The organism is Adlercreutzia sp., from assembly GCF_056795635.1.
This window is the reverse complement of the sequence record NZ_JBQIIT010000007.1, coordinates 28953-41728: the sequence shown is the minus strand read 5'-3', so window position 1 is coordinate 41728 and position 12776 is coordinate 28953. Positions and strand designations below refer to the sequence as shown.

Here is a 12776-nt window from a genome sequence, read left to right as displayed (position 1 = left end):
ATGCTGTTCATGGGCCTGCGCATCGATGGCCGCATTCGCATCGATCGGATCGGGCGAGAGAATGTCGAGGCCGAAGCCCGCTCGTGGGGTCTGCCTGCCCGTGTCGTAGGCGAGGTGCTCGAGAAGGCGGTGGAAGATGTCCGGCTCGGTATCGCGATTGCCGGTGAGCTTTATCCCGAGGCTGGCGCCCGTCACGCCGCCCCCGCCTTGGATCGGTTGGAGGCGATGGGGTTCTAGGTTCTGTTTCGAATACGAGATCTTAGACTTAAGAGAGAAAACTAGATTTACTAGGTAAATGAGATTTTCTAGATTCGCTGGATTCTAGAGACAGGCGGCCTGGTTGAAGGGGCGGATTCGCTTGAGTTCAGGCTCGAGTTTGCGCCGGGCGATTTCCAGATCGTAGGCTTCTTGGGCGCGAAGCCAGTAGCCATCGGTGAGACCGAAGAAGCGGCAAAGACGCAAGTCGGTATCGGCAGTGATGGTCCGGCGTCCGAGGACGATCTGCCCGATGCGCTGGGCCGGCACGCCGATCTCTTTAGCAAGTCGGTACTGTGACAGACCCAGGGGCTTGAGGAATTCCTCGGAGAGCAGCTCCCCGGGGGTAATGGGATTGAGAAGTTCATTCATCGTCGCACGCTCCTAGTGGTAGTCAGAATGTACCCCTATAGTAACTCCTCACGTTAATAACGCCAAGAGTTACTAGTGCAAAGAGCGTACGGGCCGCTTTGTCGGATCGTAGGTCAGCTTTCCGATCTGCACGGTACGCGCGAAACTCTGGAGCATAGGGTATACTGCAAGCTATCTAGTCGGTATGCGAGGAGGTGAGCAATGCCGCCCTATACCATTGAGCAAATTAAAAGTGAGGTATCCCAAGCCAGCGAGGAATACAACGCCACAGCTCCTCTTGAGGAGAGGATAGCGAGTGTGTCTCTGTTCGGTAGTTATGCCGATGGGCGGGCGACTCGCAGATCCGATATCGATCTGCTTGTGCGCTTCACTTCGGCTGTTGTGAGCTTGTTTACCTTAGCTCGTGTTCTGTCTTGCATGGAAGAGCGTTTGGGTGTCTCGGTGGATGTGGTTCAAGATCCGGTTCCCGATGGCTCCCTGCTTGTTATCAACAAGGTGGTGCCGCTCTATGAGGGATGCTGATGTCAGGATACTCAAGAAGATCGTCTCGGAAATCGAATATCTGGAGAAATTGCTAGGGGAGGTAGACCTAGACGCCTTTTTGGCCGACGAGACAATCGAACGCGCCTCCTCGATGACAACCATCAACGTAGGTGAGCTTGCGAAGCGCTTAAGTGAGGGGTTTTACGCTGAGCATCCTGGAACTGAGCTGCGTTTTGCTGCGAAAACCAGGGACGTTTATGCGCACGGCTACTTTACCCTTTCATTTGAGACGGTTTATAAGACTGCGGTTGAGGACTATCCTCGATTGAAGCTTGCGGTTCTCGAAATGATCGAAGCAGAGGAGGCGGATCGTGACGCTCGTTACGAAAAAGAGCTGATGGAGGTAATAGAGGGCGGCCGCGCGGATCTGGCTGCAGGGCGTTATGTCGTGGGGATCGAAAATGCGAAAGAGCGCTTGCGCCAGATGGAGGAGGAATCAAGCAACGATTTCGAATAACTATCCTCAAAATAGATAACCTGTCTCAAGAATTGTCATATGATAATCCTTGCATTGTCATATGACAATTTGCTATGATGCCTCCCGTGGAATTTGGCCAATTCTTCAGGATTACCAGTTTGAGGGGACGAGAGAGCGGTCGCGTGAGGAGATGCGGGCCGCAAGCGCCGGAAGGCGAGTCCCTGGGAATTCGAAGGAGGAGAGATGTCGGGAGCACGAAACTCCACTCTCACCCGCAGGAGCTTCCTCAAGACCACGGGCGCGGCGGCTGCCGGGCTCGCCTGCGCCGGGGCGGTCGGTGCCGCTCTCAGCGGCGAAGTGCTCGCGCCCGCCCAGGCCAACGCGGCCGGCGAGGAAAAGACCATTTACACGCTGCACCAGTTCATGTGCCAGGGCAACTGTTCGATCAAGTGCACGGTGCGCGACGGATATCTGGCCAAGATAGAGCCAAGCGATGCGGTGGCACCGAAGTACCAGCGCTGCTGCATGAAGGGTCTGTCCGAGATTGAGCACGTGTACAGCCCGCTGCGCCTGCAGACGCCGCTGAAGCGCGTCGGCGAGCGCGGCGAGGGCAAGTTCGAGAGGATCAGCTGGGACGAGGCCATGGATATCGTGGGCTCAGAGCTCAAGAAGGCGTGGGACGCCTACGGCAAGGAGTCGGTGTACATCTCCGCCTCCAACGAGCCGCGCTTCGGCATGCTGGCCTCCATTCTGGGCGCCGGCACGGGCGTGGAACCGGGCATCGACCGCGGCATCGGCAACGGCGTCGATCCGGCCATCGGCGGTGGCGGCTTCGCCTCCTGCACCAATGAGACGCGCGACTGGGTAAACGCGAATACCATCATCCTGAGCGGCATCAACTTCCTGGAGACCTCGCTCATGCGCTCCGACGATTTCTTCGATGCGAAGCGCGCCGGCGCGGAGATCATTGTGGTGGACCCACATTTCTCCACGACGGCTTCGAAAGCCAGCCAGTGGATTCCTCTGAAGCCTGGCACCGACGGTGCGCTGTACCTGGCCATGATCTCGCACATCATCGACAACCAGTGGTACGACGAGGAGTACATGATTGCCCACACGTCCATGCCGTTTCTGGTGGATGCAGTCAGCGGCCAGCTGCTGCGCAGCGGCAAGGCGCCCGAAGTCGATCCTGCGACGGGCGAGGCTGTGGAACCGGCTGATTACCTTGTTTGGGACACCGCGACGAACCGGGCTGTTATCTACGACGATCCCGCGGCCGTGCCCACGCTGGAGGGCACCTACGAGGTGGACGGCGCGAAGGTCGCCACGGTGTTCGAGCAGCTGAAGGCCAGCCAGAGGGAGTACACCACCGCTTGGGCCGCCGAGAAGTGCGACATCGACCAGGAGGTCATCGAGAAGCTGGCGGAGAAGTACGCCACGGGCGGCCCGGCCTACCTGTGCTTCGGCTATGGCGGTTCCGACAAGTTCTCCAATCCCGATATCCAGGGCCACGCCATGGTGATCCTCACAGCGCTTACGGGCCAGATCGGCAAGCCCGGCGCTGCTCTGGGCCATCCCGGTGGCGGTCAGGGCTACGGCGCATCGCTCGCCGCCTGGCCCCTGCCCGTGGATATGGTGCCTGCTGAGATTCCCGTGCGAGCCGACCGCTTCGCCGACACCGACGCCGGCGTGCACGTCATCATCTCGCTCGGCAACACGTTGCAGCAGTACTACGCGAACATGAACAAGACGCGCACCTGGCTCGACAGCCTCGACTTCATCCTGCATGTGGGCATGTACGACGAGGATTCCGTGGCCTTCGCCGACGTGGTGCTGCCGGTGTGCTCCAAGTTCGAGGACACTGTGGAGCACAGCATCGTGCGCGGCGGCTACAACCACATACAGCTGTCGCAGAAGTGCATCGACCCTCTGTTTGAGGCGCTGCCCGACTACGACGTGATGTACCGCATCGCGCAGTCCGTGGGGTTGGAATCTGTGCTGCCAGCTGATGCCGAGGAGCTGGCTCGCTTCTCTATCGACAACGCCGAGGACCCGCTGGTGGCCGGTATCACCTTCGATGCCCTGGTGAAGAACAACAACACTATGCCCCTTGCCGGCATCGAGGAGCCCCGCATCGGCTTTGCCGACCTTCAGTTTCCCACGCCTACCGGCCGCATGGAGATTTACTACGAGCCCCAGCATCATTCGGGCCAGGCCCTGCCCCAATGGGAGGAGAACAACGAGGTCTTCGACGGCAACCCGCTCATGGATAAGTACCCACTGCAACTCGCCCAGACCCGCACGCGCTTCTTCGTGCACTCGCACTTCCGCGGTGCTGCGTGGCTCGCGCAGTTCTATACCGGGCGCATCGAGTTGAATCCGCAAGCCATGGAAGAGCGCGGCCTGGCCGACGGCGACATCGTGGAGGTCTTCAACGACCGCGGCACCTTCAGCTGTCCGGTATATGGCAACAACGCCATTCGCCCCACATCGGCCCGCATCTACGAGGCCGCCTGGTCGAAGGACTGCACGTCCGGCAATCCGCAGAACGTGACGAACGACCACGTGAACGAACGCGACGCCGACCTCATTACCGGCGCCCCCATTCCCTTCAACGACACGCTGGTGGAAGTGCGAAAGGCTCAGGGTGAGTAACATGACGAAACTGGGAATTGCCATCGACTTGGAGCGCTGCGTGGGCTGCCATACCTGCGCCAACGCCTGCAAGATGCAGAACAACGTGCCCACCGGGATGCTGTGGAACCGCGTGCTCACCGAGGGCTGCGAGTGCATCGACGGCGCGGTGGGCACTTATCCGAATCTGACGCGCACCTTCCTTCCCCTGGCGTGCCAGCACTGCGAGAATCCCGCCTGCCTGCGGGCCTGCCCCACCGGTGCCACCTACAAGGACGACATGGGCCGCGTGGAGATCGACTACGACAAGTGCATCGGCTGCCGTATGTGCATGGCCGCCTGCCCCTACAACGCTCGCTCCTTCAACTGGGAGGAGCCCGTGCGCGACGTGGACTTCAACTACGGCGACGCGGCGGTGCCGGCTCGCGCCAAGGGCGTGGCCGAGAAGTGCACCTTGTGCAAGGAACGCACCGATCGCGGCGAGGAGCCCATGTGCGTGAAATGCTGCCCCACCCAGGCCCGCATCTTCGGTGACTTGGATGATCCGAATTCCGAGGTGTCTCGGGTCGTCGTCAATCGCGGCGCCCACGTGCTTCTGGAAGAGCAAGGCACGCGCCCGCAGGTGTACTACTTCGATTAAGCGCAGCGGGGGCGGCGTCGCTCCCGCGATCCCCCCGGCGGGGTGCTTTTGAGGGGTCCGGTATCGCGGACCTCGGGGCCGCTGAGGTCTTCTTCGGCCCGTGCGGCCGCCCCGCCCTCGTTTTCCCCGTCTGAAAGGTTTGGAAAATGGAACTGTTCAAGCGAAACAAAGTCGTCACGGCGGTGCTGGCCGTGCTCGCCTGCATCGGCGTGGGCGCCTGGATCTACCAACTCATGGGCGGCCTGGCCGTGACCGGCATGTCCAACGGCGTGTCCTGGGGCGCCTACATCACCATGTTCATGTTCTTCGTGGGCCTCTCTGCCGGCGGCCTCATCGTGGCCTCCTCCGCCAGCATCTTCCACATCACGGCGTTCAAGCGCGTGGCCATGCCGGCGGTCATCCTGTCCACGGTGTGCATCTGCTTGGCTGGCATGTTCGTGCTCATCGATCTGGGCGGCATCCAGCGCGTGTGGCGCATCGTGACCGGCCCGAACCCGGCGTCGCCTTTGGTGTGGGACATCTGCGTCATCACCTGCTACCTGGTCATTAACGTCCTGTACCTGTACTTCATGCGGAAGGGGGCCAAGCGCGCCGTGGCCATGGTGTCCCGCTTCGCCCTGCCCTGTGCCATCCTCGTGCACTCGGTGACTGCCTGGATCTTCGGCCTGCAAATCGCCAAGGAGGGCTGGTTCACGGCCATCATGGCCCCCATCTTTGTGGCGAGCGCCATGGATTCGGGCCTGGCCCTGCTGCTCATCGTGCTGGTGGCGCTGAACGCCTCGGGCCGCTTTAAGACCCCCAAGGAGCTCATCGCGAGCCTGGCCGGCCTGCTTGCCACCTGCATCGCCGTGGACGGCTACTTCATCTTCTGCGAGGTGCTGACCATGGCCTACCCCGGTGCCGCCGGCGCCGAGACGCTGGCCCTCATGACGGCCGGCCCCACCGCCCCGTTCTTTTGGTTTGAAGTTGTCGGCGGCCTGCTCATTCCCTTCTGCGTGCTGGTTTTCGCGAAGAACCGCGCGAAGACAGGGCTCGTGGTGGGCGCGAGCGTGCTCGTGGTGGCGGGCGTGCTGTGCAAGCGCGTGTGGCTGCTGTTCACCTCATTTATCGGTCAGAATGTGGCCGGTGCCCCGGGTGTGATGAGCGCCGATGGCTGGACGATGGCCGGCGCCTACGCGCCCACGCTCGTGGAGATAGCCATCATTGTGGGCGTGGTGTCGGTGGGTGCCCTCGGCTTTATGGCCCTGGCCTCGAAGCTGCTCGTGCCCGCGGCCGAGGAGGAGGCGGTTCCGGCCGTGGCCTCCCGCGCCAGCGCCCCCGAGCTGGAGTTCGACCTGCAGGTCGCGTAAGCGGGGAAGGGGCCGCGAAGGGCGTTTGGAGCTTTGCCGTTAAGCCGGGGCGCTGAACCCCTGCGACGCGGCGTTGGTTACGGGATAGTGGCGGGGCCAGGCCCTGTTCAACCGATTGTTTTCAAGGGCCGTCGCACGGGCCCGATTTTGTGCAGTCGCTTTAACATGGTGTCCATAGGAGATGGTTCCGCTGTCGCTTACGCCGCGGGGAGGGCGGTGGCACAACGGCAGGGGCCAGGATAGGGGCGTTACGGGCCCCGAGCGATAGGAGTTGTCTTATGGAGAAGATTTTGGATCTGGTGCGGTCGAACAACTTGGTGCAGGCGGTGCTGTGCATAGCCTTCGGCCTGTTTCTCATGATTTACCCCTCCATAACCATCCAGGGCATCATCATGCTGTTCGGCGTGGCTTTGGCCCTCATGGGCGCGGCCGGTCTGGTGTCCTACTTCCGCCAGAAGAGCGTGCGCTATCGCAATACGGGTACGCTTATGGGAGCGGTCTTCTACCTCATCATCGCGCTTATCGCCTTCGTGTTTCCCAAGGTAATTGCCGGGTTCTTCTCGGTGGTGCTCGGTGTGGTGCTCATCCTGTTCGCCATTGTGAACGTGGTGCGGGCCCTGGGGCTGCGCGCCTTCGGGGGCAGTATCTGGATCGCCGTGCTCGTGGCCGCCGTCATCGTGGGCGTCGGCGGCGTGCTCATCGTGGTGAATCCCTGGGGCGCTTCCATGACCTTCGTGCTGGTGCTCGGCGCGGCCTTCATCGCCAACGGTGCCGTGGACCTGTTCATCGAGTGGTACGCCCGCGATTCCGCCAAGCAGGCCGACCTTATGGAGCGTCCCCGCTAGGGTATGCTCGGTGCGGGCCGGGGCGCGTGGCGCGGAGCGTTGCGGCGGTGCCTTGCCGCGTCGCCGTGCCGGCATTCCCCGCTCCTTCCGCATTCCACCGACGCGCATTCGGTTTTGCCGATGGCGGCCCGTCGCGGGCTTCTATAACCTAATTGCTCCATGACCCCTGCTCGCGCGGGGGTCTTTGCTATCATGAACCCACGCGAGGGCCGATCGTGCCGGAGACGGCGCGCCGGCCATGCTCGTTCAAGTTTTTGGTACACGAAAGGAAAAGCGATGTCTGAAGAGAACAGCAATCTTGCCGAGATTCAGAAGCATCGTGAGCAGATCGACGCCATTGATCGCGAGATCGTCGCGCTTTTGAACAAGCGCGCCGGCCACTCGCTGGTCATTCGCGGTCTGAAACCCGGTGCGCATCTGGGTCTGTACGACGCGCGCCGCGAGGAGGAGATCTTCGCGCGGGTGGACAGCTACAACGAGGGGCCGCTGTATAACGAGAACCTCCGCGAGATTTATGCCACCATCCTCAAGATCATGAAGGAGACGCCGTCCGTATGAGCGAAGTGAAGATTGCCCCCATCCCCGATCTCGGCCAGCGCACGGACGAGATCACCATTTACGCCGGGCCCTGCTCGGTGGAATCGGCCGAGCAGTTCAACGAGGTGGCGGAGTGCGTCGCCGACCTCGGCCTCTCCTGGATTCGTGGCGGCGCCTTCAAGCCCCGCACCAACCCGCACTCCTTCCAGGGCCTCGGTGAAGAGGCGCTGAAGATCATGAAGAACGCCGGCGACACCTACGGCCTGAAGACGCTCACCGAGGTCATGGATTCGGCCCACTGCCAGCTGGTGGCCGACTACGTGGACGGCCTGCAGGTGGGTGCCCGCAACTTCCAGAACTTCAGCCTGCTGAAGAAGATCGGCCAGGTGACCGCCGAGAGCCAGCAGATGGTGCTGTACAAGCGCGGTTTCGCCGGCACCATCGCCGAGTGGCTGGCCGCCACCGACTACATCACTGACTGCGGCAACAACAACGTGGTGCTGTGCGAGCGCGGCATCCGCACCTTCGAGACGGCTACCCGCTTCACGTTGGATATCGCCGCAGTGCCGGTCATCCACAAGCAGTCGCTGTACCCGGTGTGCATCGACGTGTCGCACCCGGCCGGCCAGCGCGACCTGGTGCCGGCTCTGGCGAAGGCGGCCGTGGCGGCCGGGGCCGACTCGCTCATGATCGAGGTGCACCCCAACCCGCCCGTGGCCCTGTCCGACGGTCCCCAGCAGCTGACCCCGGCCCAGTTCCGCGAGCTCGTGGCCGAGCTGCGCGATCTGGCCGCCTGCCTGGGCAAGAAGATCGTATAGCGCGAGGACGGGCGCTGCGAGAAAGGCGTCTTCGAGCGGAACAGGTCCCGAGCACTTTTGGACTGCCTCCCATTTCCTGGTAACGGGAAACAGGAGGCAGCCCATTTTTCGTGCCCAGGGCCTTCCAATTGCGAAGAAAACGACGGTTCTCGTGGTTTTTGTGGGTGCGTGAGGGATATTTGCCGTATGGCGTCTCGAATAACCGCAGGCCAGATTGCTTCGCTCGTTCTTCGTTGACGTTTCGAGCTACGAGAACCGTCATTTTCGTCGCAATTCGCAATCGTGGAACCGGAAAAGGGAGGCCGTCGCAACGGCGGTGTCGTTCACCGGCAGCCGGTGCCCCCCACCGGATGCTCCGGCGTGCACGATGTCTTTGCGGTGCTTCTCCCATATATATGCGGGCAACTCATTGCAGTGGAACCTTGGCGAAGGGTAATGTTTCTCGAAGCGGGTCAAAGCGTTGCCGCTACACTGCGTCCATGCGAATTTTCCTTTACGGCATATCGTCCTTCTCGTATTGGCTGTCGGCTTCGTACCGTCCCGACAGCAGTTGCGCTGTGGGCACGAACGCCTTGAAATCCTGCGTTCCCAGTCGAAGGGCGGTGTCTTACTTAGAAGAATCGTTCCCGCAAATTCCCAAGCCCTATCACGTCCTCGTTCGCACCCATGCGAAGAGCCCTGTCCCCGAGGCGATAGCCCATGTGTCTATCTTCTCTTATCGGGAGAAGCCGTTTCTGCGTGTTGGGAATGGCGTGTTTGCAAGCTGTCCGGAGCTTTGTTTCGTGCAACTTGCCCTCTGCCTGCCCTTTCATGAGCTTGTAAAGGCGGGAGACGCCCTCTGTGGCACCTTTTTCATCAGCCCCGATTCCAGGGGTGGCCTGAACGATCGCATGCCCCTCACTAGCAAGAAGCGCATCGAATCATTCGTTCGGCGCAACCCCGGCCTGCGCGGGTCGAAAGCGGCGCGGCGGGCGCTTGGGTCTGTTGTCGACGGTGCCGCATCACCGCCGGAAGCATTTCTCTGGTCGGCGCTGAGCCTGTCGCAGCGTTACGGCGGTTATGGGATTCCGCATCTCGCGATGAATCGGCGCATCAGGCCGAGCAAGCGTGCGCGCCGCATTGCCCGACGGGAGACGCTTGTGCCCGACATCAGCAATGGTGTTGCCCGCTTGGCCATCGAGTATGACTCAAATGCCGAGCACCTGACTTCCCGGCAGCTGTCTCGCGACGCCGCAAAGCGCCTCGCCCTCGAGGCCGATGGCTTCAAGGTGATTACGGTGACGACACGGCAGCTTTCCGACTGCCAGGAGATGAGAAACGTGGCCGAGCAGGTGAGCAAGCGCATGGGGCGTCGTTTGGAGGTGAAGGGGAAAAGCTTCGCGGTTTCGCGCCGGTTGCTCTACGCAACCGGCTGGTCGCTGAAAAGCTACCATCGACCAGAGTGGTTGAAAGGCGAATGGGCGCGCAGCGAGGCGTGAGCGTATACCGAGAGTAGTCGGCTTGTTTTGCGAAGAAAACGACGGTTCTCGTAGTCCAGCGCAGGGGTTTTCGCGAGCGGGAATGAGTTTTCCCAGTTCGTGGAAAGCCGATCGGTTAAACTCCCCGCGCAAAACTACGAGAACCGTCGTTTTCTTCGCAATTCGGTGCAGTGCCGTCGGTCTTGCGGTGCCCGCGCGTTCCTACCCCGTCACGGCTAGGGCGATGGCGGCTCCCAGGATGAGGATGCAGGCGGCCAGGGCCAGGTAGTCCTCGGTGCGCAGGGGGTAGTCCTTGTAGCCGCTCGCGCGGGTGCGCAGGTTGAAGCCGCGCACCTCGGCGGCGATGGCGGCGGAGTTCGTCTTGCGCACGGAGCTCACGAGCAGGGGCACGCACAGGGGCATCATGAGCCGCAGCTTCTTCGCGAGAGAGCCGTCGAATTCCACGCCGCGGGCCGTCTGGGCTTCCATGATGCCGGCCATGTCGTTCATGAACACGGGGATGAAGTGCACCGTGGACGTGAAGGTGAAGGCGTACTTGTAGGGCACGTGCAGCTGCTTCACGGCGGAGTTCGTGATGTCGCTCATACGGGTGACGTAGAACACGAGGAATAGCGGGATGGCCGCCGCCTCCAGGCGCGCGATGGCCGTAAGCGCTGCCAGCAAGCTGCCGGTGCCGAGGTAGCCCCAGGGCAGGGCGATGAGGGGCTCTCCCGTCGGGGTGGTGAGCAACAGCACCACGGCCAGGATGAGCGAGAACGCGAAGACGGCTTTCGTGAGACCCGCGGTCTCGCGGCCCAATCCGCAGCCAACGGCCAGGGCCACGGCCCCGGCGAGCAGCACGCCCAGGAAGACCAGGTTGCTCGTGGTGAAACAGGCGATGGCGAACAGGATGGCGCAGATGAGCTTCACCGATGGGTTCATGCGATGGAGAAAGCTCGTGCCGGGCACATATTCCAGGAACTTGGCCATTATCGGACTCCTTCTGCGTCGGGGCTGTCGGGGGTCGCCGCCGGGGCGGGGCGTCCAGGGGTCGCCGTTTGGCCGGGGCGGTTGGGCCCCAGCTCATCCGGCACGCCAGCGCCATCGCGGTCGGGGGTCGCCGCCGGGGCCGGGGTCGCCGCCGAGGTGGGGGCTGCGGCGGCAAGGGCGTCTGCCATAGCCTCTACGGTGTTGGCGGCGGCCACGGGCGCGGGGCAGGCGGCCAGCTCGTCGCTGAGGGCGAGGGCGATCGCGGTGATCTGGGGCGGCAGGATGTGGGCCTCGGCCAGGACGGCGGGATCGCGCAGCACCGCGAAGGTGGGGCCGTCGGCCACCACGCGGCCCGCGGTCATGGCGATGACCCGATCGGCGAAGTCGCCCACCACTTCCATGTCGTGGCAGACCATGATGACGGTGGTGCCCTGCTCGTTCAGCTCGCGCACCACGGCCATGACCTTCTCGCACTCGCGGAAATCGAGGCCGGTGGTGGGCTCGTCCAGCACGATGACGGGCGGTGCCAGCACGATGATGGAGGCCAGGGCCAGAAGCTGGCGGGTGCCGCGGTTCAGCAGGAAGGGTTCGGCGTCGGGCGAAAAGCCGAAGCGCTCGATGACGGCATCGACGCGGGCCTCGGCCGCGGGGCCGTCCTCGCCGAGAGCGCGAAAGCCGAAGAGCAGCTCCTCGCGCACGGTGGCGCAGCAGATCTGTCGGTCGGGGTTCTGGAAGAGGAAGCCGATGCGCCGGGCCAGCTCGCTCGTCTTCAGGGCGCCGGTGGGCACGCCGTCGACGAGCACCTCGCCGGCCGTGGGCTTCAGCAGGCCGTTGACCAGGCGCATGGTGGTGGACTTGCCGGCGCCGTTGGTGCCGACGAAGGCCACGAAGTCGCCGTCGTTCACGGTGAAGCTGACATCGCGCAGCACGGCCAGCTCGCCGTCGTAGCTGGCGCTGACGTTCTTGAACTCGATCATGCGAGCACCTCCTTCGCGGCGGTCACGGCGCCGGCTACAGTGCGCACCGTGGGCCCGGCGTACAGGCCGCGGTCGGCCAGGGTGTTGACGAGGGTAGTGGCCCGGGGCACGTTCACGCCCAGGGCCAACAGCTCGTCGGCGTGGGCGAGCACGGCCTCGGGCGCGTCGGCGAAGCGGATGCGGCCCCCGTCCACAATGACGAGCATATCGGCGTAGTCGGACAGCAGCGCGATCTTCTGCTCCACCACGATGACCGTGGTACCGTGCTCGCGGGCGTAGCGAGCCAACAGGTCGAACACGGCCACCGACGAGGCCGGGTCCAGCTCGGCGGTGGGCTCGTCCAGCACGAGCACCTGCGGGCGCAGGGCCAGCACCGATGCTACGGCCACCTTCTGCTTCTGGCCGCCGGACAGGCTGTCGATGGTGCGGTCGCGCAGATCGGCGATGCCCATGGCCGCGAGGGCCTCGGTGACGCGGTCGGGAATCTCCTCGCGGGGCACGGCGAAATTCTCCAGACCGTAGAGCAACTCGTCCTCCACCACGGTGGCCACCATCTGGGAATCGATGTCCTGGCACACGCTGCCCACCAGGCGGGACAGGTCGGTGAGGGAGGCCTCCATGGTGTCAAGCCCCTCCACGACCACCTCGCCGTAGAAGTCTCCGGGGTAGCAGTGGGGGATGATGCCGTTCACCGCGTAGGTGAGGGTGGACTTTCCGCTGCCTGCCGCGCCGGTGATGCCGACGAAGCAGCCGTCGGGAATGGTCAGGTTGATGTCCCGCACCACCAGATCGGCGCCCTCGCGGTAGCGGAAGCTGAAATCTCGGAACTGGATCATGACTGCCTTTCTCGTGCCTTTCTTGAATCTTGCTCGAAGCTCTTCGGGGGCGAGACCGCGGGGTATTCTGATTCGCTCAGACAGTCCTCGCTTGGTGAAACAGGA

General features: G+C 63.0%; 14 protein-coding genes. 10 read left to right on the top strand and 4 right to left on the bottom strand.

Features of this window, described 5'->3' with window-relative positions; translation table 11 throughout:
• Positions 1 to 237 carry a hypothetical protein gene (locus ACTOXK_RS06070; RefSeq protein ID WP_482276783.1) on the top strand — a complete coding sequence of 79 codons (237 nt, stop codon included), beginning with the start codon at positions 1 to 3 and terminating at the stop codon, positions 235 to 237.
• Positions 238 to 321: 84 nt separating this feature from the next.
• Here ACTOXK_RS06070 and ACTOXK_RS06065 read toward each other — a convergent pair whose 3' ends face one another.
• A complete protein-coding gene (locus ACTOXK_RS06065) occupies positions 322 to 627 on the bottom strand; it encodes a HigA family addiction module antitoxin (protein ID WP_482276782.1) in 306 nt (101 codons plus the stop codon).
• Between the two features lie 201 nt (positions 628 to 828).
• Here ACTOXK_RS06065 and ACTOXK_RS06060 point away from each other — a divergent pair, with 201 nt between their 5' ends.
• From ACTOXK_RS06060 to ACTOXK_RS06020, 9 genes are all read left to right on the top strand, one after another.
• A complete protein-coding gene (locus ACTOXK_RS06060; protein WP_482276781.1) occupies positions 829 to 1149 on the top strand; it encodes a nucleotidyltransferase family protein in 321 nt (106 codons plus the stop codon).
• On the top strand, positions 1136 to 1627 hold the full coding sequence (locus ACTOXK_RS06055) for a HepT-like ribonuclease domain-containing protein (RefSeq protein ID WP_482276780.1): 492 nt from the start codon (positions 1136 to 1138) through the stop codon (positions 1625 to 1627). Before ACTOXK_RS06060 ends, ACTOXK_RS06055 begins: the two co-directional genes overlap by 14 nt.
• Before the next feature lie 204 nt (positions 1628 to 1831).
• Positions 1832 to 4243 (top strand): molybdopterin-dependent oxidoreductase, encoded by a 2412-nt coding sequence (locus ACTOXK_RS06050; RefSeq protein ID WP_482276779.1) that lies wholly within the window; start codon positions 1832 to 1834, stop codon positions 4241 to 4243.
• Position 4244: 1 nt separating this feature from the next.
• On the top strand, positions 4245 to 4862 hold the full coding sequence (locus ACTOXK_RS06045) for a 4Fe-4S dicluster domain-containing protein (RefSeq protein WP_482276777.1): 618 nt from the start codon (positions 4245 to 4247) through the stop codon (positions 4860 to 4862).
• 146 nt (positions 4863 to 5008) lie between these two features.
• Positions 5009 to 6211 (top strand): NrfD/PsrC family molybdoenzyme membrane anchor subunit, encoded by a 1203-nt coding sequence (nrfD, locus tag ACTOXK_RS06040; protein ID WP_482276776.1) that lies wholly within the window; start codon positions 5009 to 5011, stop codon positions 6209 to 6211.
• 278 nt (positions 6212 to 6489) lie between these two features.
• Entirely contained in the window at positions 6490 to 7056 is a 567-nt protein-coding gene (locus ACTOXK_RS06035) for an HdeD family acid-resistance protein (RefSeq protein ID WP_482276775.1), read from the top strand.
• A gap of 276 nt (positions 7057 to 7332) precedes the next feature.
• On the top strand, positions 7333 to 7614 hold the full coding sequence (locus tag ACTOXK_RS06030; protein WP_482276774.1) for a chorismate mutase: 282 nt from the start codon (positions 7333 to 7335) through the stop codon (positions 7612 to 7614).
• Positions 7611 to 8411 carry a 3-deoxy-7-phosphoheptulonate synthase gene (gene aroF / locus ACTOXK_RS06025; protein WP_482276773.1) on the top strand — a complete coding sequence of 267 codons (801 nt, stop codon included), beginning with the start codon at positions 7611 to 7613 and terminating at the stop codon, positions 8409 to 8411. Before ACTOXK_RS06030 ends, aroF begins: the two co-directional genes overlap by 4 nt.
• Positions 8412 to 9112: 701 nt before the next feature.
• The gene (locus ACTOXK_RS06020; RefSeq protein WP_482279874.1) at positions 9113 to 9889 is read left to right on the top strand and encodes a hypothetical protein; all 777 of its coding nucleotides are present in this window, start codon (positions 9113 to 9115) and stop codon (positions 9887 to 9889) included.
• A gap of 201 nt (positions 9890 to 10090) precedes the next feature.
• Here ACTOXK_RS06020 and ACTOXK_RS06015 read toward each other — a convergent pair whose 3' ends face one another.
• Genes ACTOXK_RS06015 through ACTOXK_RS06005 form a run of 3 tightly spaced genes read right to left on the bottom strand, consistent with a single transcriptional unit; the run spans position 10091 to position 12671 of the window.
• Positions 10091 to 10858 carry an energy-coupling factor transporter transmembrane component T family protein gene (locus tag ACTOXK_RS06015; protein WP_482276771.1) on the bottom strand — a complete coding sequence of 256 codons (768 nt, stop codon included), beginning with the start codon at positions 10856 to 10858 and terminating at the stop codon, positions 10091 to 10093.
• A complete protein-coding gene (locus ACTOXK_RS06010) occupies positions 10858 to 11835 on the bottom strand; it encodes an energy-coupling factor ABC transporter ATP-binding protein (protein WP_482276770.1) in 978 nt (325 codons plus the stop codon). Before ACTOXK_RS06010 ends, ACTOXK_RS06015 begins: the two co-directional genes overlap by 1 nt.
• Positions 11832 to 12671 (bottom strand): energy-coupling factor ABC transporter ATP-binding protein, encoded by an 840-nt coding sequence (locus ACTOXK_RS06005; protein WP_482276769.1) that lies wholly within the window; start codon positions 12669 to 12671, stop codon positions 11832 to 11834. The genes ACTOXK_RS06010 and ACTOXK_RS06005 overlap by 4 nt, the downstream gene beginning before the upstream one ends.
• Between the last annotated feature and the right edge of the window lie 105 nt (positions 12672 to 12776).